Annotated in this window: 15 protein-coding genes; 4 read left to right on the forward strand and 11 right to left on the reverse strand. The window is 64.0% G+C overall.

Annotated features, from left to right (window positions below; all coding sequences use genetic code 11):
* Nucleotides 1-71: 71 nt before the first annotated feature.
* From HBO24_RS14330 to tagH, 11 genes are read right to left on the reverse strand one after another with little or no spacing between them, the layout of a single operon-like run.
* Complete coding sequence (locus HBO24_RS14330) at nucleotides 72-1,784, reverse strand: SUMF1/EgtB/PvdO family nonheme iron enzyme (protein WP_170059918.1); 1,713 nt, start codon at nucleotides 1,782-1,784, stop codon at nucleotides 72-74.
* Nucleotides 1,777-2,961: an ABC transporter permease gene (locus HBO24_RS14335; protein ID WP_170059919.1), complete on the reverse strand. Its 1,185-nt coding sequence runs from the start codon at nucleotides 2,959-2,961 to the stop codon at nucleotides 1,777-1,779. The genes HBO24_RS14330 and HBO24_RS14335 overlap by 8 nt, the downstream gene beginning before the upstream one ends.
* The gene (locus HBO24_RS14340; protein ID WP_170059920.1) at nucleotides 2,961-3,665 is read right to left on the reverse strand and encodes an ABC transporter ATP-binding protein; all 705 of its coding nucleotides are present in this window, start codon (nucleotides 3,663-3,665) and stop codon (nucleotides 2,961-2,963) included. The genes HBO24_RS14335 and HBO24_RS14340 overlap by 1 nt, the downstream gene beginning before the upstream one ends.
* A complete protein-coding gene (locus tag HBO24_RS14345; protein WP_170059921.1) occupies nucleotides 3,665-6,700 on the reverse strand; it encodes a serine/threonine-protein kinase in 3,036 nt (1,011 codons plus the stop codon). The genes HBO24_RS14340 and HBO24_RS14345 overlap by 1 nt, the downstream gene beginning before the upstream one ends.
* Nucleotides 6,697-7,416 carry a protein phosphatase 2C domain-containing protein gene (locus HBO24_RS14350; RefSeq protein WP_057440523.1) on the reverse strand — a complete coding sequence of 240 codons (720 nt, stop codon included), beginning with the start codon at nucleotides 7,414-7,416 and terminating at the stop codon, nucleotides 6,697-6,699. The genes HBO24_RS14345 and HBO24_RS14350 overlap by 4 nt, the downstream gene beginning before the upstream one ends.
* Nucleotides 7,417-8,070, reverse strand: a complete 654-nt coding sequence (gene tagF, locus HBO24_RS14355) for a type VI secretion system-associated protein TagF (protein ID WP_057961017.1) — start codon at nucleotides 8,068-8,070, stop codon at nucleotides 7,417-7,419. It abuts the gene before it with no gap.
* Nucleotides 8,067-11,567, reverse strand: coding sequence for a type VI secretion system membrane subunit TssM (gene tssM, locus HBO24_RS14360; protein ID WP_057961018.1), 3,501 nt, complete (start codon nucleotides 11,565-11,567; stop codon nucleotides 8,067-8,069). Before tssM ends, tagF begins: the two co-directional genes overlap by 4 nt.
* Nucleotides 11,564-12,853 carry a DotU family type VI secretion system protein gene (locus tag HBO24_RS14365; protein WP_032856783.1) on the reverse strand — a complete coding sequence of 430 codons (1,290 nt, stop codon included), beginning with the start codon at nucleotides 12,851-12,853 and terminating at the stop codon, nucleotides 11,564-11,566. Before HBO24_RS14365 ends, tssM begins: the two co-directional genes overlap by 4 nt.
* A 6-nt stretch (nucleotides 12,854-12,859) precedes the next feature.
* Entirely contained in the window at nucleotides 12,860-14,194 is a 1,335-nt protein-coding gene (gene tssK / locus HBO24_RS14370; protein ID WP_057444220.1) for a type VI secretion system baseplate subunit TssK, read from the reverse strand.
* Nucleotides 14,195-14,212: 18 nt separating this feature from the next.
* Nucleotides 14,213-14,719: a type VI secretion system lipoprotein TssJ gene (gene tssJ, locus HBO24_RS14375; RefSeq protein WP_057440526.1), complete on the reverse strand. Its 507-nt coding sequence runs from the start codon at nucleotides 14,717-14,719 to the stop codon at nucleotides 14,213-14,215.
* A gap of 43 nt (nucleotides 14,720-14,762) precedes the next feature.
* The gene (gene tagH / locus HBO24_RS14380; protein ID WP_057440527.1) at nucleotides 14,763-16,103 is read right to left on the reverse strand and encodes a type VI secretion system-associated FHA domain protein TagH; all 1,341 of its coding nucleotides are present in this window, start codon (nucleotides 16,101-16,103) and stop codon (nucleotides 14,763-14,765) included.
* 402 nt (nucleotides 16,104-16,505) lie between these two features.
* On the opposite strand from tagH, the gene tssA reads away from it, so the two are divergent.
* The 4 genes from tssA (at nucleotide 16,506) to HBO24_RS14400 (ending at nucleotide 20,221) form a co-directional block, all read left to right on the forward strand.
* Nucleotides 16,506-17,525 (forward strand): type VI secretion system protein TssA, encoded by a 1,020-nt coding sequence (gene tssA, locus HBO24_RS14385; protein WP_057440622.1) that lies wholly within the window; start codon nucleotides 16,506-16,508, stop codon nucleotides 17,523-17,525.
* A gap of 54 nt (nucleotides 17,526-17,579) precedes the next feature.
* The gene (gene tssB, locus HBO24_RS14390; RefSeq protein WP_010168268.1) at nucleotides 17,580-18,086 is read left to right on the forward strand and encodes a type VI secretion system contractile sheath small subunit; all 507 of its coding nucleotides are present in this window, start codon (nucleotides 17,580-17,582) and stop codon (nucleotides 18,084-18,086) included.
* A gap of 2 nt (nucleotides 18,087-18,088) precedes the next feature.
* Complete coding sequence (tssC, locus tag HBO24_RS14395) at nucleotides 18,089-19,585, forward strand: type VI secretion system contractile sheath large subunit (protein ID WP_057440528.1); 1,497 nt, start codon at nucleotides 18,089-18,091, stop codon at nucleotides 19,583-19,585.
* A gap of 147 nt (nucleotides 19,586-19,732) precedes the next feature.
* On the forward strand, nucleotides 19,733-20,221 hold the full coding sequence (locus HBO24_RS14400; protein WP_029289879.1) for a type VI secretion system tube protein Hcp: 489 nt from the start codon (nucleotides 19,733-19,735) through the stop codon (nucleotides 20,219-20,221).
* Nucleotides 20,222-20,258 lie beyond the last annotated feature (37 nt).

The following is a 20,258-nucleotide window of genomic DNA, read 5'->3' on the forward strand; positions in this document are numbered from 1 at the left end:
TTTTAAGTTTGTCTTGCCCAGCACGGCCCATGCCGCCTGAGTCCCTTCCAAGCTCGCTATACAACCAACGGTCAAGACCGCTGACCGCTCGCTGCGAGCAATTCCTTCAAAATCGTTGCCGGGTCGGCTCGCTGTTGTTTGCGATAGTTGCCGACATGGCGAACGAATAACGTCGCGCGTGTCACCAGGCTCTTGCCCAGTACCGGCTTGCGCTCCAACTCTTGCTGGATCCGTTGAAACTGCGCCTGGATCACCGCATCGGTGTAGCGCGTGCCGGTGGCCAAGTTGTCGATATAGATCGCCACTGCGCCGTCGAGCGCGCTGCGGCCATTGGCGATGGCCGTGGCGAACAACTGCGCGCTGGCCTCGTCCTTGGCGTCCAGGGACTGCTGGCGACTCTTCTGCAGATTGATCAGGCGGATGTTGTAGTTATTGATGGTCTCGGCCACCAGGGCGGCAGACTGGATCAGGTTGCCAGCCGCCTCCTCACGCTGCTGGGCGATCAGCGACACGTTGCGCTTGAGCTCTTCGTTGACCAGCCCCAACTCGGCCTGCAGCCGTGGGTCGGCGCTGGCGGCAATGATGCTGTCCAGGCGCTTGGTCGGGTCCTGGGCGTCGTCGATGGCGTCGGTCAGCGCGGCCAGGCGCCCCTCTTTCTGCCACTGCGCGAACAGTTCGTTGTAGCGTGAGCGCGGTGCCGACAGCGCGCCAATCGCCACCCTGAAGCCCGTGGTCTCGTTGCTTTGCTCCGTGCCATCGGCGCCGAACAGCGGGTATTCGCGGCGCATGCCGCTGAACAGCGTGCCCTCGCCCTCCAAGTAGTTGCCGCCCTTGACGATAAAGCCGCCATAGGTGCCCTGGCGGCGCCCGGCGTGAACCAGTTGGAACGACTCCTGGACCATCTCCGCGGCGTTGCCGATCACATCGAACATGCCGATGGGGTTCGGTAACTTGGTACCGATAGGCATCAGCCGCGCCGCCTGGCCGGTGCCGCCGGCGACCTGGTTGAACACCGCCCAATCGCCCAGCGGGCCGTCGCTGTCGCTGCCCTCGATACGCCGGGGGAACAAGCGGCCTTCCAGATCCTGGCGGCTCACTGCCTGGCCGCCGCGCGCGGCGAACTCCCATTCCACTTCGGTAGGCAGCCGCACAAACCCCAGGCCGCCATCTTGCGCCGAAGCACCGCGGCCACTGACCGGCAGCAAGTCGCGGTGATATTTCATCAACCAGGCGCTGTAGACCGCCGAGAAACGCTCGGCTTCAAAGCGCGACAGCTTGACCTTGGGCAAGCGCCCGGCCATGCCCTCAGGCACCTCGCACGCTGGCGCCGGCTCACCACTGGCCAGGGACTGGGCCTGGGACATGACCTGGGCGTACTGGCGCGCGGTGACTTCGTACTTGCCGATAAAGTAGAGCATCGGCTTGAGCGGGGTCTTGGCGTCGGTCTTGGGCATCAGCGGCGCAATGACCTTGTTCCAGCTCTTGGGCAAATCCTTGAGGGTGAATTGGCCGTTGATAAAGTCGCGGCGGTAACCCGAGATAAACGACTGCTTGTAGCCCGCCTCGCCTTCGCTGAACGGGTAGCCGAGGCTGACCTCTCGGTCGTCCAGGGTGCCCTGGGCCAGGACATAGGCGTAGCGGAACACCATGTTGCCCTCACACGGCAGCGGCAGGCTGACGTCATCGGCCAACGGCTTGGGGTTGTCGAGCTTATCGCTTGCCTCGTCGGCCCAGGCCACAGTGGCCAGGCTCAGCGCCACGGCGGCGCCCAATAACTTATACATCTCTGATGCCCTCAGAAGCCTGGATACGCGCGACCCGCCACCCCCCACACAAGGCCGCCACGGCGCTGACGCCGAGCACCGCGACCAGGGCCAGGGCGTAATGCCGCGCCAACAGGTGGCTGGCGTATTCGCCCGGCACCTGCACGAATAATTGATTCAAACCCGCCTCGGCCAGGCCATACAGCCCGGCGCTGAGCACAGCGGCCAACCCCGCGCTGTAGAGCGCCTGCAGCGTCACGAACAACAACAGCGCGCCAGTGGAAACCCCCAACAGGCGCAACACCGATAACTCCCGGCGCTTGCGCGCGACAGCGGCCAACGCCCCGGCGAAAATCGCCGCAAATGCCCCCGCCAAGGCCAGGCCGGCGATGATCCAGAACACGATCGCCAAGTTGCGACTCAGCGACTGCACCTGGGCGATGCTCAGCGCCTGGGTCGAGACCAACAGGTTCTGCGCGGCGAAATACACCCGTAGCGGCTCAACATCGGTAAGGCTGCGTGCATACAAACGAAACGCCGGATACACCCGCTGCTCGCTCACGCCCACCACGTCACCCTCCCAGCCCAACGCCGGCACCGCACGGCCATCGCGGTAGTCTTCCGCCGCTTCCAGCAGGCTCAAGTCGGCAAACAAACCGTCCCGCGCAAACGCTTCCAGGGGCAGCACTGCCACCACCTGCAACCGTGCATCCAGGGCCTCGACGCGCCCGGCCACTTGCCGCGCAAAGCGGGTTTGCAGCCAATCTCCCGGCCGCGCCGCCAGCTTCTCGGCGGCGGTGTGGCTCAGCACGATCTGCTCCAGGCCCGCCGGGATAGGCAAACCGCCCAGCAACGGATCACCCGGCGCGGTGGGCAGCATCTCCAGGGTCAACGCGCCCACCTGGGCCGTGGCCGCAATCTGCCGCGTGCGCGGGATGGCAAACGCCACATCGCTGCGCCGGCCAAGTTGCTCGACAAAGGCGCGACTGAACCGCCCCCCGCCCAACGGGATGATTTCGCGGGTCGCCGGGTCATTCTCCAAGCGCTCGGTCAAGCTGCTGACCAGTCCGAATTTCAGGCCGAACAACACCAGCAACGGCGCGATCACCGCCACCAGCGCCAACACCGAACAGGCCGACAGCCAGCCATCATTGCGGTAATCCTGCCAAGCGAGGGAAGCCAACAGAGGGATACGCATCAACATGCCTCCCCGAGAGTCGCCGTGACGCCACCGTCGCTGTCGCGCTGGCAACTGATGCGCCGCACCTGCAAGCCACTGGCGCGGGCCAGGGGCTCGTCATGGGTGGCGATCACGCACGCGGCGCGGTGCTCACGGGCCTGGGCCAGCAGCGCCTGCATCACGCGCTCGGCATTGAGGGGATCCAGGGACGCGGTCGGCTCATCGGCCAGCACCAATTGCGGGGCATGGGCCAGGGCGCGGGCGCAACTGACGCGCTGGCGCTGACCCACCGACAACGCGCCAGGCTTCTTGGCCAACTGGTCGCTGATTTGCAACTGCGCAGCCAGCCGCGCCACGCTGCCATCGTCCTTCAGGCCCAACAGCTGCCGGGACAGAGCGATATTGCTGCGCACATCGAGAAAGCCCAGCAGGCCACCGGTTTGCAGCACGTAACCGAGATGCCGGCTGCGCAACCCGGCCAACGTGGATTGCTGATTGGCGCGCCACAGCCCGCCGATATCCAACTGGTTGAACTCAAAACGGCCCACCTGATCAGGTGCCAGGACCAACGCCAGCAGATCGAGCAAGGTGCTTTTGCCGCAACCGCTCGGCCCGACAATCGCCAGCTGTTCACCTGCACCCAGGTGCAGTGCCGGAATCACCAGGCCATAGCGCTGGCTACCGAGGCCCCGGTTCTTGTGCACCGCGCTCAGGTTCAACATCAAGGCAGCGTCGACAGTGGCACGCGGTACAACGCATCGCCCGGTTCGGCATCACCGAAACGGACCCAATTGGCCACGTCGTTATGGAAGGTTTCATAGAGGCGGATCTTCGAATCCAGCTCGTCGATAAAGTCTTCCTGTTCGGCCACGCTCAATGACAGCCACAGGTCCTGGGTCATGTTCAGGGACTTGCTGCGGTACGGCAGACCTTCCAGGTATTCACCCAGAATGCCGCCGTCGGCGAGGTTGCCACCCTTGCGCAGGGCCTGCGGGTCGCGGCTCATGTAGGCCGAGGCGCTGGCGATTTCCTGGAAGAAATCCCTGGGCGAAGTCTGGGTCTTGCGTGCCGCATCGACGATCAATTTCAGCGATTGCTGCAAATCGTTGAGCTGCAGTTTGGTCAGCATCACGCAGACCTGGAACGCCGGCAGGGCCGGGTTGGTCAGGTCGCGGTCGGCGGTCCAGGCGCTGACCAGTTGCGGCGCCTGGCTCGCGCCTTTGTGGCCGAGGAAGTCCATGTGCATGGCATAGCCGACGGCGGCGGATTTATCCGCCAGGCTCGGCGCACTGCTGAGCAACGGCACCGGCTGCGGGGTATTGCTGCGTACCTGATGCACCAGGTTGGCGAACACCGTGCCGATCTCATCGACCCGCTCGCCCAGCTTGCGCACATCACCGCCCGGCACTGCCGTGTACAGATCGCCGATCCGTGGGTTGGCGTCGGCGGTCAGGGTGCGGTACTGGGATTCGGCGCCGCCATGGGTTTTCTTGCCGGCGTCGGTGCGCAGGTGCAGGGCATAGATCTTGATCTGCTTGCCCAGCGCCGCCTGGCGCACTTCGGCTTCGTTCATCTGGGTCGCGGCAAACGGGTCGTTCTTGCGCAGGGCCCCGGCATCGGTCACCAGCAGGATCAGGCGCCCGCCATAGCCGGACCAATCCATGCCTTCCACCGCCTGCATCACCCCGGCAAACGCATCTTCATTGAACGAGTGGCTGGAGACGGTGGAGGCTTTGACCTGCCGCGCCATATCCAGAAACCGCTGGGGGTCGCGGCCCTGGTCGAGGGTGATCAGGGTCTTGGCCACGTACTCCAGGCCCGGGGTTTTCTTCACGCTGCTGCGAAAGCCGACCATGCCAAAGCTGACGCTGTCCAACTCGCCGCGCTCGGCAATGCGGGTTTGCAGTTCATGGACCACATCGCGCACCTGGTCGATATACGGCTGCATCGACACCGTGGTATCCACCACCAGCACCACGGCGGTGCGGAATGCATCGGCATTCGCATTGATCAGCGGGGTGGCCGGCTTGGCGGCCGCAGTGCCGGGGTCGATGGACGCCACATTGAGCAACTGCACCGGCTGGCCATTCTCGTCGAAGCTCTCTTTGGCATCGAAGATCGGCAACAGGTAGAACTGGTTCTGCGGCACGGCACTGGCTGTGGGCTCCAGGGCCAGGACCTGTTGATTGTCCTCAGGGTTTTTCTGCGCCTTGAGCAGCAGGTTTTTCGCGGCGGCCGGGTCAGCCAGGAGTTTTTCCACCTCGCCAGGCTGGCGCAGGAACATCACCGGTGCCCGTCCCGAACGCTCAGTGAACTTGAGCACCAGGCTCTGCTTCCAGTCGCTGACTTGCGCGGCCGGCAACCAACCGTCACTGCGCCCATCGGTGGCGGCGCCAATGCGCAGCCATGGGCTGCCGTCGACATCTTTGCGCTGGTACACATAAAGCACCGAGAACGCGGGCAAGGCCTTACCCGGTGCGCCGCCCGCCTCGCTGGAGAGCTTGGCGCCGGGCTTGCTCAGGACGCGCTGGAACAGGGTTTTCTTGCCGGCCATCAGCAAGGGGCGCTGACCGCCGTCGCTATCAGCGGCCAGCGGTTTAACCGCAGCCGGCGTAGCGGGCACGACCGCAGCAGGCGGCGGCGCAGGGGCGTCGTCACTCAGCCACCAGTAACTGGCGCCACCGATGGCCAGCGCGACCGCGACGGCCACGGCGGCCAATGCCAGGACCGGGCCACGCCGCTGCTCGGACTCCGCGCGATGCTGCGTGGGGCTCACCACCGGCTGGCGCACTGCTTGCGACTGCGGTTGCGGTTGCGGTTGCGGTTGCGGTTGCGGTTGCGGTTGCGGTTGCGGCGCAGCATTGGGAATTTCGATGGACACCGGGGTCAACCCGGCCAGATCCTGACCGGCCGGCATCACGGCAGGGCGAATCAAGGTCGCCTCCAAGGCTTCTTTCGGCGCCTCCAGGGGCAACCGATCCAGAGCCAGCAGCAGCGCGGCGGCATCCGGGAAACGCTGCGCCGGATCCTTGGCCAAGAGTTTTTTCAGCACCTCTTGATAACGGCCATGGTGCAGCGGCAGTTCCGGCAAGGGCTCGGTCAGGTGCGCCAGGGCGGTGGAGAGTGCATCGGTGCCGTTGTAAGGCAGCTTGCCGACGAGGATTTCGTAGAGCACCACCCCGAGGGCGTACAGGTCGGCGCGGCCGTCGATTTCCTGGCCCCGCGCCTGTTCCGGGCTCATGTAGCTGGGGGTGCCCACGGCAAACCCGGCCTGGGTGAACTGGGTGCGGTCATCCAGGGACTTGGCGATCCCGAAGTCCGACAGCACCGCCGTGCCATCGGCGCGAAACAGGATGTTCGCCGGCTTGACGTCGCGGTGCACCAAACCCTGGGCATGGGCGTAACCCAGGGCCGAGGCGATCTGGCGGATATACACCAGCCCATGTTCCGGCGTCAGGCCGGCGGCGATGCGCTCCTTGAGCGTGCCATTGGGCAGGTATTCCATGGCCATGTAATACAACTCGCCGACATTGCCGATGTCGTGGATGGTCACGGTGTGCGGGTGCGACAGCCGCGCCAGGGTCTTGCCCTCGCGCAGGAAACGCTCGCAGAAACTCGGGTCGGCAGCCAGCGCGGCGGCCATGACTTTCAACGCCACCTTGCGCTCCAGCGACCGCTGGGTCGCCAGGTACACGCTGGCCATGGCGCCTTCGCCGATTTCGCCGTCGATGTCGTAGCCGGGGATGATCAGGGTCATGGCGACACCTTCACGACGAGGGTGGTGATGTTGTCGGGCGCACCGCGATTGAGCCCCAGGTGCACCAGGCTGCGGGCGATTTCGTCAGGCTCGGCATGGCTCAGCACGTCACGGATTTCGTGGTCTTCGACGGTCTTGTTCAGGCCATCGCTGCACAGCAGGTAGCTGTCACCGGGGGCGATCAACAGGTCGACCACCGACAGCTCCAATTGCGCCTCCACACCAATGGCGCGGGTGACGATATTGGCCCGCGGATGCACCCGCGCATCGGCTTCGCTGAGTAGGCCGCTGTCCTGCAGGTCCTGCACGTAGCTGTGGTCGCGGGAGATGCGTTCCAACTCGCCATCGCGCAGGCGATACAAGCGGCTGTCGCCGGCCCACAGGCACACACCGCGCAGGCCGCGTGCGGCCAACACCACCACGGTGCTGCCCATCATGGTCACGCCACGGTTGGCGGTTTCTTCACGTACGGCCGCGTTGACCCGGGTCAGCTCGGTGCGCAGCGCCGCCGTATATTCGTCCAGGGACCGACCCACGGGCAGGCCGCGCAGGCTGTCGACGATCAGGCTGCTGACATAGTCGCCGGCCGCGTGCCCGCCCATGCCGTCGGCCACCACCCACAGGCGGTTTTCCGGGAGGTCCAGGCACGCGTCTTCATTGACCTGGCGCACCATGCCCACATGGCTTTTGCTCGCGGATTTGTACGTCGACCCCATCTACACCACACCTTCTTGTCCGAGCAGAAATTGCGCAAAATCGCCGGCAGCAGGCAAACCCTGGCACCGTAATAAACCGGGGGAAATACGTTGCGAACCACGCCCCCACCACAGGCTGGCGCCTTCGCAGGCCTGTTCGGCAAGGGCGGTCATGCGCCCATGGGGCACGGTGGCGGCGACCCGTTGCAGGCTGGCGAAGCGACTGTCCAGGGCACGCGGTTCACTGGCCGGCAAGCCCAGGCGGTCAACGCCGTGGTTAAACCCTTCGAACGTGGCGCCGGGCTGCAAGGTGCTGAGCAGCAGCTCCTCGATCTGTTCGAACCAGGCATCCGGGCCACCCACCAGGGACGCCGGATTGGTGTCGTGATCCAACAAGGCGACCACCGCCAGCGGGAAATACCGCCCGACCCGATCAATGCTCGGCATCACGACACCCGCCGCCGCATCCGGCCCGCACACCCCCGGCGCCAGTACGAAACGCCACAGCGGGCTGACCAGGTAAGCGTTGAGCCAGTTGTCGCCCAGGCTGTGCTGGCTGGCGAGCAAACCAGCAGCCAGCCAACTGTCCCAGGGGCCGATAAAGCTCTGGGGCAAGGCACGGCTGACAAAGTCCCCGCGACTGGCCAACTTGCCGTAGAACCCCAGGGTGGTCATAGCCGCTCCGGCAGGCTGAAGCCACTGAGCACGCGGCTCTTGAACGGGTTGAAAGCGCTGTTGGCACGCAATTCATAGGCGATGCTCGCGCCGTCGACCCGCAGACGCAGGTTGAAGCGGTCCGGCGAATTGCCGGCAGAAAGCTCCGATTGTTCTAACAGGCGGAACCACGCCCATGGGCCATCCAGGGTGACGCCGGAGCGACCGCTGGCCGATGGCGGCATGATCGAGATGCGCACCCCGCCACTGCTGCCGGGATTCGGCCATTGCATCGCCACCGGCCGGCTCGGGCCGTGGTCGTAGCTCAGTTGCTGGCCGTCCAGGTCAAGCAGGAACTGGGTGATGGTCGCGTCCATCGCCACCGGCTTGAGCTCGAAACGCACGATGGGCTGCGTGCCCCCCGCGCGAAAGAACGCATCCCGAATAGTCGCCGCGCGCTGGAAGGTTTGCAGCACGCCCGGCGCGATACCGAGCTTCTGCGCCGCCCCCGGCTGCCAGCGCCAGGTCTGCGCGGAGGTATCGACGTAGGGTTGCAGGTATTTGCGGAAGTAGTTGTCCATCACCCCGCCCACCCCAAAGAACTGGCCGAAGTCGTCCAGGGTGGCGTCCCGAGCACTGCCGGGGGACATCGGGTAGCGCCCGGCCAGGGACTGGCGATACACATTCACCACTTCACTGACCCAGGCCGCGTTCAGTTGATTGCGCACCCCGCCCATCATGCTGTTGGTGGTGGAGTTGACCACCGACTTGACCATGCCCTGTACCAGCGGCGGCTGGCGTTCGGCATTCAGGCTGACCCGGGTGGCGGCCGCTGCGGCCTGGTTCTTGGCTTCGCCGAGCAAGGCATCGCCACTGGCGCCGACCATGGCGCTGACCTGCACATACAGCGCATTCATATCCGCCAGCAGGCCGTCGATGGCCGCCGGCTCGCCTTCGTTCTTGGCGACGATGCTGTTGAGTTCGGCAAAGTGCGCGGTCACCGGGTCTTCCGTGAGGGCCGGTGCACTGGCCGTCGGCTGGGCCTCGCCGAGCAGGCTGCCGAGGCGCTCCTTGAGCTTGTCGACGCCACCTTCCACCGGCACGCCCTTGGCCGCCAATTGGCGTTCTTCAGCTTGCAGGTCGGTTTCCTTGGCCACCGCCACCAGCAGCTTTTTCAGCGGCGAGGTCGGGCCGGAGATCACCCGCAACACGTCCGCCGCCTGGGCCACGCTGGTGATGGGTACAAAGTCGATATCCGCCAGCAAGGCGTCCCATTGGCGCTGATAGTCCTGGAAGTACAGGCGTCGCACGTCGGCGGCAAGGCTCGCCACATTCTGTTGATCTGCCGGCGCCTGGCCCAACACCCATTGCTCTTCGGCCAGGGTCCCGGCCTGATTCAGGCTGGTCAGCAAAAAGCCCTGGCGATAGCCCTTGGCGGTAAACAAGCCACTCAACGGCTCGCCCAGCGGCTTGCCACTTTTGCGGCTGAACACCAGCGCAGCATCCCGCCCAGCGGCTTCGTTGATGCGGAAGTCAGTCACGCCGTCGGGCAGTTTCTGGCGCTTGACCCGGTCGTACACACGCTGGGCCACCGGCAGTTGTTGCAGTTGCCGGCGCAAGTCGTCGATCAGCCGTGGGTCGAGGCGCGCATTCGGCGGATGGCGGTCGAACAGCGCCTGCAGGTGAGCGCTGAGGGCCTGGCGCTGGTCGGCGGGCAGGTCGCGCGGCAGGTTGCGGTCCCAGTCCAGGGCGATCCAGGCCTTGATAAAGTCCGGGTCGTAATGCTCGCTGTCCGCCAGCATCAGGTAGGCCTTCAAGCCTTCGTAGAGGAAATCGGAACTGCCACCACCGTGCAGTTGCTCTTCGATGCGCGTCACCAGGCGCGGGGCGAACACCGCGATCAGCAGCTTGCGGTAGACACTGGCAGATTCGGCTTCGAGCATGTCGCCCTGATACAGGCCCAGGCCCTCGGACCAGCTTGGCGAATCGCCCGCCAGGTTCTTAACCGCGTTGAGCAGCGGCAACACCGCCAGCACATCACGCTGTGCCGGGCTCAGGCTCTGCACGGCCTGGCCCAGTGGTGCGACCTTGTGGTCGACCTGGGCGATATACGCCTGGTTGGCGCGATAACTCAGCCACCACAGACTGCTGACCACCAGCACCAGCGCAACCGTCGCGGCGAGCACGCCACGGGCGACCCATTTGCGGCGGCGCTCGACCTTCGGGTTGACCCCCACCAGGCCACGCTCGGCAAAGGCCACGGCGCTGAACAGTTTCTCGATGAAGTAGCTGCGCCCAGTACCGCTCTGGCGCGCCAGGTGCTGGCGGTCGAGGTTCATGCTCTGGGCCATGGCGCCGATCAGTCGGTCAATCGGGCTGCCTTCCTGGGTACCGCTGGTGAAATAGACGCCGCGCAGCAGCACGCGCTCTTCAAAGGCATTGGGCTTGAACACGCCCTCGAGGAAGCTTTGCAGGCAATCCTTCAGCGCACCGAATTGCTGCGGGAAGCCATAGATCAGGTCGCGCCGCGCCGGGTCGCGCTCCTGTTGCAGGCGTTCCACCAGGCGCTCGTTGAGGCGCTGCTCCAGGCCGGCGAATTCGCTTTGCAGATGGGCCAGGGGGCTGTCGCTGTGCTTGCCGTCGTCCAGGGCAAAGGTCATGCCCCACACCTGGGCGCGATCTTCCTTGCTCAGGTTGTCGAAAAACTCCATGAAACCCGGCACCAGATCGAGCTTGGTGAGCATCAGGTAAATCGGGAAACGCACGCCCAACTGGGTGTACAACTCCTGGATGCGCAGGCGGATTGCGGCAGCGTGGGCGGCGCGCTCGGCGTCAGTGCCCAGCAGCAGGTCCGACAGGCTGATGGCGATAAAAGCGCCATCGATCGGGCGGCGGGCGCGCTGCTTTTTCAGCAGGTCGAGGAAGCCCAGCCAGGCGGCTTTATCCACCGTGGAGTTGCTGTCCTGGGTGGTGTAGCGCCCGGCGGTGTCCAGCAGCACCGCTTGATCGGTAAACCACCAATCGCAGTTACGTGTACCGCCCACGCCGCGCACCGCACCGGCACCCAACTGGGCAGCCAGGGGGAAGTGCAACCCGGAGTTGACCAGCGCGGTGGTCTTGCCCGAGCCCGGCGGGCCTATGATCACGTACCACGGCAACTCATAGAGGTTGCGCCGTTCGTCACCGCCCAACTTGGCCTTTTTCAACAGCGCGAGGGCTTCGTCCATGCGTTGGCGCAGGGTGGCCAACTCTTCGGCAGTGGCGACACTGTTGGGGTCGGCCGGGGTTTCAGCGGCCAGGCTGCGCATCACTTCGGCGGCCTGACGGCGCGCCTGGATGATGCGAAACACGCGGTAGGCAATCCACACCGCGAAGACCAGGATGATCAAGGCCCAGCGCCGGCCTTCCGGCACCAGCACGTCGAGCAACGGCCCGACAAACCAGATGATCAGGCCCAGGGCAATCAGGCCCAGCACGGGGATCACCCAGCGAATCATGAAACTGAAAAACGCCTTCACTCGACGCCCTCCGCCAATACGGTGATTTCAACCCGACGATTGCGGGCACGGCCTTCGGCTGTGGCGTTGGTCGCCACCGGCTCGGTGTCGCTGCGGCCCTCGGCGCTGAAGCGCTCGCCCTGGCCGGTCTTGGCCGCGAGGATTTCCAGCACCGACTTGGCCCGCGCCTCGGACAAGGCCCAGTTGGACGGGAAGCGCAGGGTGGCAATCGGCCGATTGTCGCTGTGCCCGGTCACCCGCACCTGGCCCTTGACCTTGCGGATGGCGTCGGCGATGCGCAGCATCAGGGGTTGGTAGTCATCGACAATGCTGGAGCTGGCCGAGGCGAACAGTTCATCGCCACGGATCGTCACCACGGAGCGGTCGACGGCATCTTCCACCGCGACCCGGCCCGCCTTGATGTCCTCCACCAGAAAGCCCGCCAGGCGCGGGCGCTCGATGATTTTCGGCTGCGCCACCGGGCGGTCGATGGCCTGCACCGGGATTTCCCCCAATGCATGGATGTTCTTGAACACCGGCTCGGCATCCGACGCCAGTTTCAGGCGCAAGCCAAACAGTAGGGCCAGCAGCAAAGCCAGGCCGATGGCCACGGCGATCCACGGCGGCATGAATTGCGCCAGGCGATCGCGGGCCACGGTCACGCCGCGCCAATGGGGCGACAGCTCGCGCTCATGCTCGCCACGGGCACTGCGAATCGCCGCCGCCGTGCGTTCGCGCAGGGCTTCGAGCTGGCTGCGGCCGTCGTTCATTACCCGGTAGCGGCCTTCGAAACCCAGGCACATGCACAGGTACAACAGCTCCAGCAGATACAGACGTTCGCGCGGGCTTTGCAGGCAGTGGTCCAGCAGTTGGAAGACCTTTTCGCCGCCCCAGGCTTCGTTGTGCACGGTGATCAGCAGGCTCTGCTTGCCCCAGTCACTGGCGCTGCCCCAGGGCGTGCTCAGCACCGCTTCATCGAGGGCGGTGCACAGCGCGTAGCGAGCCAACAGCACTTCGTTGCGGGCCACACCGGCCGCCTCGGCGCGTTCTTCGAACTGGCGCAGGTAGGCCAGCAACTGCGCGCGCAGGCTTGAGGGTGCGGGATGGGCGATGGTATTGCGCAGGCGCGTCAGCAGTGCCAGCAAGGGGCCGGCGGCGCTTTCCAGCGGGTTGAGGCCCTGGCTTTTGCCGGTGAGGATCGGCGCCGCCGGCATCGACAAAGGCGCTGGTTCTGCGCGGGCAGGCTCCGGCGCTCGGCCACCCGGACGCGGCATGAACTGGGTGCGGTCGTCATCATTGGGATGCATCGCGGATTATCCTCGGATCGCCCAGAAGGCCAGGTTCAAGCCCGGGAACTGCCCGGCGATATGGAAGGCGAAGCCGCCGGAGTGAATCAGTTGCTGCCAATGCTCACTGCCGCGATCCAGCTCGTAGTAGGTGGAGCCCGCGTGGTAAGGGATCTGCCGTGGCGCCACCGGCAACGGCAGCAGGCCGATGCCCGGCAGTTGCAGGTTGACCAGGTCGCGGATGTGCTCCACCGAGCCGACCTTGCTCTGCTGGCCGAAGCGCGCACGCAGGGTTTCGCCCGGGACATCGGCACGCACCACAAGGATGAAGCTGGCGCTGTCGATCAGGGTTTTGTCCGCCAGCATCGCCACATGCACGCCATAGGCTTTTTCGACAATCGGGATAGGCGTGGCCTTGCTGTCGATCAGCATCGACAGCGCCTCGCGCAGGGCCTGCATCACCGGGGCGAAGCTGAGGGCCAGGTCGTCATGCTGGTAGCGCGGGTATTCCTCGGGGCGCCGCCCCGAGGTGGAGAAGGTCGAGAACTCGCCGGCCAGGCTTACCAGCTCACTGAACAAACGCTCCGGGTGCAGCGGGCTCAACTGGCTCAGGTGCTGGATCAGCGGCTGGGCGCGATTGACCAGTTGCAGCAGCATGAAGTCGGCAATCTCCGAGGCGCCACCGGCACCCGAGGCCACCACCCGCCCGGCCAGGGCTTCGCCGCGCTGGTGCAGCAGGCCCAGCAGTTCGCTGCGAAACGCCGTCAGCGGCTTGCTCGCGGCCACATCGAGCACCGGCGGGATGTAGCTGTCATCCAGCACCAGGGCGCGGTCCGCGCGTTTTTCCTTGATGCGCACCAGGCCGATGGCGGCGTAGTCGCTGATGCCATCGGCGGCGGTCAGCAAGCGCAAGGCACGGGAGCCGACGGCCACCGGCGCGCGGTTCTCGAAGGGTGCGTTGTCATCCCGCACCTCGCGCACCTGGCTCAGGTAACGTGCAGCGCCCAGGGGCTCGCCTTCGTCGACCGTATCGCGGGCACCGGCACGCTTGAGGGGCAAGGCCAGGTAAACCAGGCCGTCACGCAGGTTGTCGTCGATGTTCAGCGGGCTCGGCGCCAGGTCATCCTGGGGGATATTGAACGGTGTGCCATCGGGCAACAGGCCACGGGCCGAGACAATGGCCAGCTTGCCCTGGGCCAGCAGGCCCTGGTCGATCAGCAGTTCGGAAAACCCCCAGGCGCCGGCCGACAGCGGGCGGCTGCGGGCATCAATCAGGTTTTCCAGGTAACGGTCATGCTGCTGGAAGTGCTGCGTTCCGATAAACATGCCTTCCGACCAGACCACGCGATTGTTCCAGGACATGGGGGCTCCGATTGCTTCTTATTGGGCAGGGCTGGATGGGGAAACGCTGAGGTGCGCACGTACGGCGCGCACATCAAGGCTGATCTGGTATTCGCTGGCCTGGCGGGGCGGCACGCTGAGCACCGTGCGCCACTGCGCGCGGTCCAGCTCGCGATAGCCCACCAGCAGGCCGATCTGCCGGGTGGCCGGATCGAGGTCGCGCTGGATGCTCAATTGCTGCCCGGGCTGGATCACCACTTCATCCTGGTCCAGCAGGTCCAGGCCAAGGGTCGGCTGGGCGCGATCTGCCAGAGCGAAATAGTCGGCACGGCTGAAGGCAGCGGCGTTTTTCAGCTCGAAAATCCGCACCCGCACCGGGGCTGGCTGGCCCGTGGTGCCGGGGTTGAGCCCAGCGATGGCATGGAAGTGCAACTCGACACGGGTGGTGTCGATTTGTGCCTCTGGCGCCTGGGGCGGCGCGGCATCCTTGGCACAGGCCGTCAGCAGCAACACGCTGGCGGCTGCGAGTAAAAACCTGAAAATCATCCTGCGTCCTCAATGACGTATGTGGCTGTCCGTTGTTCCGGTTTCAGCGCCGCTGTCGTGCGCTGTGTGCTTCATAGGCCCGGCTGAATTCACGGCCGAACAGGTCCTGGAAATCCTCCTGGGCCTCACGGGAAATACTGTTGTAGAGCTCAGTGAACTGTTGCCAGTACTGGGCCTGGCGCGAACCGTTGAACAGGCTCGACAGCCCGCCGGGCTTGCCCATGCGCTCTTCCAATTGGGCCGGCTCGAAGCGCGTCAACAGATGCTTGATGGCCGCTTCGACACCGGCCATCACCGCCAGTTGGTGCGCGCGCAGGTCGTCGAAACTGTCGCGCACGGCCAGGTCCGGCGCCATAAACGCTTGGTTGCCGTGGCGTAGCAGCAGCAGTAACGCTTCGTCGGCATTCGGGGCGAATTTCAACGGATTGTTTTCCACCGGCTGGATCGTCGTCTGCTGCATGCGGAACTCGCCCTTGAGGCTGCTGCGTGCGCGCAGTACATCGATCAAGCCTTCGACCATCAGCCGGTAGCTGCGGCCGATGCTTTCCATCTGCGCCTCGGCCTGGGCCTTGTCCAGGCGCAGTTGATCGAGACCGGCACCACGCAGGAAGGCTTGCAGCAAATCGGGCTGGTTGGCGTCTGCCACAGGGCGCGCAGGCTCGAGCACAGGGGGCGCAGGTGGCGGCTCAGGCGGCGCAATGACAGGTGGTGGCGGGCTGATCGACGGCGTAGGTGTTTCGCCAAACAGATCCCAGTCTTCTGGAATCACCGAGCCCGAGTTCAGCGGCTGCTCGGGTGTGGGCACGGTAACCGCGACGGGCGGGCGGAAATCATGCTGCTCAGCCGGCACATGGTCAGGCTGGGTGGGCGGCGGCACGGCCGTCGGCGTGAGGAAATCAAACAGGTCCGGTAGCGTGTCCATTGACGACGCACCCTGGAACTGTGGGGCGATCACCGGGGTCGGCAGCGGCGTGACCACACCGGCACCCTGGCGCCCCATGAGGGCTTCGAAACTGTTGGAGCCGTCAGTGCCGAAAGGCTGGCTGTCGGTCACCTTCATCCCGGAATCAATCCGTGCCTGGATCTCGTAGTCGCCGATGCGGATCAATTCACCATCTTGTAATGGCTCACTGTTTCCCCGGCGCAAACGAATGCCGGCGTTAACCAATTCCACACCATTAGTACTGTTATCGGTTAGATAGTAACGACCATCTTTGTATTGAATAACGCAATGTTGCGCGGAGACCAAACGTTCTGGATCAGGCAATATCCAGTCGTTTTCACTGGAGCGGCCAATTGCCATCACTCCATTATCCATGGACTTTTCCGGACATTGACCTGGGGTGATCTTGTGATAACTAGTAATAGTCAAACACAGTGACATCTTGCCTCCTTGCTGTACCTCACGCGCGGGCGGCCCAAGGGAAATACCTTCCCAAGCGCGCCCTGGCAAATCCTTTAAACCACGCCAAAAAGGCTGGCTTATCAGCATGATCGCCGATTTTAACCAGTCAATGTGACAAAAAGCGTCAGGGAATTCCTATTTTGACTCATAGGTCGCACAGGTTGTTAAACACCGCACATCTGTCACACAGGACGAATAGCTTACCTTGACAACGCATAACTACTACACCAAAAATGCACAACTTCTTGAAGATGAGTAGTGGCACATTGAAATCAATGCGCTGACCTGACCAGGAAAACATGCCGATAAATTGCGCAACTAGCCGCGCAACTAACGCATGAATTGCCCAAGACTAAAGGGCCGATATGGAGATCGAATTTGGTGGATGTGCCGTTGCTGCTCACCGCTGTTTCTGCGACTTCGCCGTGTGGCGAAGACTTGGAATATGACGCGGATTTCCTGCACTTGGAACGTGCTGCCCAGGGTCAACCCGAGCGCAGCATGGGCGACGCCATTTTGCCCGCCGAGCCGCCAGACTGGCGCAGTATCCAGCAACAGTGCCTGGACTTGCTGCAGCGCAGCAAAGACCTGCGCATCACTCATTTTTTGCTGCAAAGCTCCCTCGCCCTGCAAGGTGTTGGCGGGCTGGCCAGCGTCCTGACCCTGATCAGTGAACTGCTCCAGCAGTACTGGGCCGATCTGCATCCACGCCTGGATGCCGATGACCACAACGACCCCACCGTACGCATCAACGCCCTCGCGGGAATGACCTGCGACACGAACATCCGCCTGCTGCGCGAAAGTGTCCTCACGCGCTCGCGGGCCTTTGGCCCCGTGAGCCTGCGTGGCGCCCTGAACGCCAGCGGCCTGCAAAGTTTCCCCGGCGAAACCCTTGGTACCGAGCAACTGGCCGGGGCCTTCCTCGACAGTGACCCAGAGCAGCTGCAAGCCACCCACGCAGCCCTCGTCGAGGCCCGTGCGGCCTGTGAAACCATTGAAAAACACGTCAGCGAGCAAGTCGGTTCCGCCCAGGGCGTAGACCTCGGCGCGCTGAAACACCTGCTCAAGCAGGCCCTGCAGATCTTCAGCCAGTTCGCTGCGCAGAGCGGCGACAGCCGTGAACCCGAGGTTGTCAGTGACGACAGCCACGCCTCGGTCGAACACGCCACCGCCCCTGCCGCTCCCCGCAATACTGGCGAGATCGCCAGCCGCGATGAGGTGCTGCGCGACCTGGACCGAATCCTTGCGTACTACACCCGGCACGAGCCTTCCAGCCCGTTGCCGGTGCTGTTGAACCGGGCGAAAAATCTGGTGCACGCCGATTTCGCGACCATCGTGCGCAATCTGATTCCCGACGGCATGTCCCAATTTGAAAACCTGCGCGGCCCGGACGGCGAGTAAGCCGCCCGACTGAGCAGTAACAACACCGTCGCTCAAGCGACCAGGAGCAGCAACGTGGCGAAGCAAAGTTCTCAGAAATTCATCGCGCGCAACCGCGCGCCTCGAGTGCAGATCGAGTACGACGTCGAGCTTTACGGCGCCGAGAAAAAGGTCCAACTGCCCTTCGTGATGGGTGTGATGGCCGACCTCGCCGGCAAGCCCGCCGAGCCTCTGGCGCCGGTCGCTGATCGCAAGTTCCTTGAAGTGGACGTCGACAACTTCGACTCACGCCTCAAGGCCATGCAGCCGCGCGTAGCCTTCCACGTACCCAACGAGCTGACCGGCGAAGGCAACCTGAGCCTGGACATCACCTTTGAAAGCATGGACGACTTCAGCCCGGCTGCCGTGGCGCGCAAGGTCGACTCGCTGAACAAGCTGCTCGAAGCGCGTACCCAGCTGGCCAACCTGCTGACCTACATGGACGGCAAGACTGGCGCTGAAGAAATCATCATGAAGGCGATCAAGGACCCGGCACTGCTGCAGGCCCTTGCGAGCGCGCCAAAACCTGCTGGGGACCAGTAATCATGAGCGAGAATACCGCCCGCGAAGGCGCACAGAACCTGGGCGCCACCGAAGAAACCAGTGAGTTCGCCTCGCTGTTGCTGCAAGAATTCAAGCCCAAGACCGAGCGTGCCCGCGAAGCCGTCGAGACGGCCGTGCGCACCCTGGCCGAGCAGGCCCTGGCGCAAACCGACCTGGTCTCCAACGACGCGATCAAGTCGATTGAGTCGATCATCGCCGCCATCGACGCCAAGCTCACCGCCCAGGTCAACCAGGTGATTCATCACCCGGATTTCCAGCAGCTGGAAAGCGCCTGGCGTGGCCTGCACTACCTGGTCAACAACACCGAGAGCGACGAGCAGCTGAAGATTCGCGTGCTCAATATCTCCAAGACTGACCTGCACAAGACCCTGAAGAAATTCAAGGGCACCGCGTGGGACCAGAGCCCGATCTTCAAGAAGATGTACGAAGAAGAATATGGCCAGTTCGGTGGCGAACCTTACGGTTGCCTGGTGGGCGATTACTACTTCGACCAGTCGCCACCTGACGTGGAACTGTTGGGCGAGCTGTCGAAAGTCTGCGCCGCGATGCACTCACCGTTCATCGCAGCTGCATCGCCGACCGTGATGGGCATGGGCTCGTGGCAGGAACTGTCGAACCCGCGTGACCTGACCAAGATCTTCACCACCCCGGAATACGCCGGCTGGCGCTCGCTGCGCGAATCGGAAGACTCGCGCTACATCGGCCTGACCATGCCGCGTTTCCTGGCACGCCTGCCGTATGGCGCCAAGACTGACCCGGTGGAAGCCTTCGCCTTCGAAGAAAACACCGACGGCGCCGACAGCTCGAAGTACACCTGGGCCAACGCCGCGTACGCGATGGCGGTGAACATCAACCGTTCGTTCAAGCACTACGGCTGGTGCTCGCGCATCCGTGGCGTGGAATCTGGCGGTGAAGTGGAAAACCTGCCGGCCCACACCTTCCCCACCGATGACGGTGGTGTGGACATGAAGTGCCCGACCGAAATCGCCATCAGCGACCGCCGTGAAGCAGAGTTGGCGAAGAACGGTTTCATGCCACTGCTGCACAAGAAAAACACCGACTTCGCCGCGTTCATCGGCGCCCAGTCGTTGCAGAAACCGGCCGAATACGACGACCCAGACGCCACCGCCAACGCCAACCTGGCCGCGCGCCTGCCGTACCTGTTCGCCACCTGCCGTTTCGCCCACTACCTGAAGTGCATCGTGCGCGACAAGATCGGTTCCTTCAAAGAGAAGGACGAGATGCAGCGCTGGTTGCAGGACTGGATCCTCAACTACGTCGACGGCGATCCGGCGCACTCCACCGAAACCACCAAGGCCCAGCACCCATTGGCTGCGGCGGAAGTGATCGTGGAAGACGTCGAAGGCAACCCGGGGTACTACAACTCCAAGTTCTACCTGCGTCCGCACTACCAGCTCGAAGGGCTGACCGTGTCGCTGCGCCTGGTATCGAAACTGCCTTCGGCAAAAAGCGCGTAAGTCATTCGCTTGTTCCCACGCTCCGCGTGGGAATGCCGCCCGGGATGCTCTGCGTCCCGGTGACGCAGAGCGTCACAGGATGCGTTACCACGCAGAGCGTGGGAACGATCACCAAATCAAGTGGCCCGTGCCACACAGGGAGAAAACATGGCTGTTGATATTTTCATCAAGATCGGCGACATCAAGGGCGAGTCCATGGACAAGGCCCACAAGGACGAAATCGACGTGCTGAACTGGAGCTGGGGCATGGCCCAGTCCGGCAACATGCACGTTGGCAGTGGCGGCGGTGCGGGCAAGGTAAATATCCAGGACCTGTCGCTGACCAAGTACGTGGACAAGGCTTCGCCTAACCTGATGATGCATTGCGCCAGCGGCAAGCACATCGACAAGGTCAAGCTGACCGTGCGCAAGGCCGGCGGCGAAAGCCAGGTCGAGTACATGATCATCAACCTCGAAGAAGTACTGATCACCTCCCTGAGCACCGGCGGTTCGGGCAGCGATGATCGCCTGACCGAAAACGTCACCCTGAACTTTGCCCAGGTGATGGTCGACTACCAGCCGCAGAAAGCCGACGGCACCAAGGACGGCGGCCCGATCAAGTTCGGCTGGAATATCCGTTCCAACACCAAGCGTTGATACGAAGCCCCCCGGCGCCACACGCCGGGGGATTTTG

Source organism: Pseudomonas sp. WS 5410 (assembly GCF_012985645.1).
GTDB lineage: Bacteria > Pseudomonadota > Gammaproteobacteria > Pseudomonadales > Pseudomonadaceae > Aquipseudomonas > Aquipseudomonas shahriarae.

What these genes read in the sequence shown, in the direction of transcription:
- HBO24_RS14330 (WP_170059918.1), bottom strand. Translation starts at nt 1,784, where the DNA reads ATGTATAAGTTATTGGGCGCCGCCGTGGCGCTGAGCCTGGCCACTGTG.
- HBO24_RS14335 (WP_170059919.1), bottom strand. Translation starts at nt 2,961, where the DNA reads ATGCGTATCCCTCTGTTGGCTTCCCTCGCTTGGCAGGATTACCGCAAT.
- HBO24_RS14340 (WP_170059920.1), bottom strand. Translation starts at nt 3,665, where the DNA reads ATGTTGAACCTGAGCGCGGTGCACAAGAACCGGGGCCTCGGTAGCCAG.
- HBO24_RS14345 (WP_170059921.1), bottom strand. Translation starts at nt 6,700, where the DNA reads ATGACCCTGATCATCCCCGGCTACGACATCGACGGCGAAATCGGCGAA.
- HBO24_RS14350 (WP_057440523.1), bottom strand. Translation starts at nt 7,416, where the DNA reads ATGGGGTCGACGTACAAATCCGCGAGCAAAAGCCATGTGGGCATGGTG.
- tagF (WP_057961017.1), bottom strand. Translation starts at nt 8,070, where the DNA reads ATGACCACCCTGGGGTTCTACGGCAAGTTGGCCAGTCGCGGGGACTTT.
- HBO24_RS14365 (WP_032856783.1), bottom strand. Translation starts at nt 12,853, where the DNA reads ATGCATCCCAATGATGACGACCGCACCCAGTTCATGCCGCGTCCGGGT.
- tssK (WP_057444220.1), bottom strand. Translation starts at nt 14,194, where the DNA reads ATGTCCTGGAACAATCGCGTGGTCTGGTCGGAAGGCATGTTTATCGGA.
- tssJ (WP_057440526.1), bottom strand. Translation starts at nt 14,719, where the DNA reads ATGATTTTCAGGTTTTTACTCGCAGCCGCCAGCGTGTTGCTGCTGACG.
- tagH (WP_057440527.1), bottom strand. Translation starts at nt 16,103, where the DNA reads ATGTCACTGTGTTTGACTATTACTAGTTATCACAAGATCACCCCAGGT.
- tssC (WP_057440528.1), top strand. Translation starts at nt 18,089, where the DNA reads ATGAGCGAGAATACCGCCCGCGAAGGCGCACAGAACCTGGGCGCCACC.
- HBO24_RS14400 (WP_029289879.1), top strand. Translation starts at nt 19,733, where the DNA reads ATGGCTGTTGATATTTTCATCAAGATCGGCGACATCAAGGGCGAGTCC.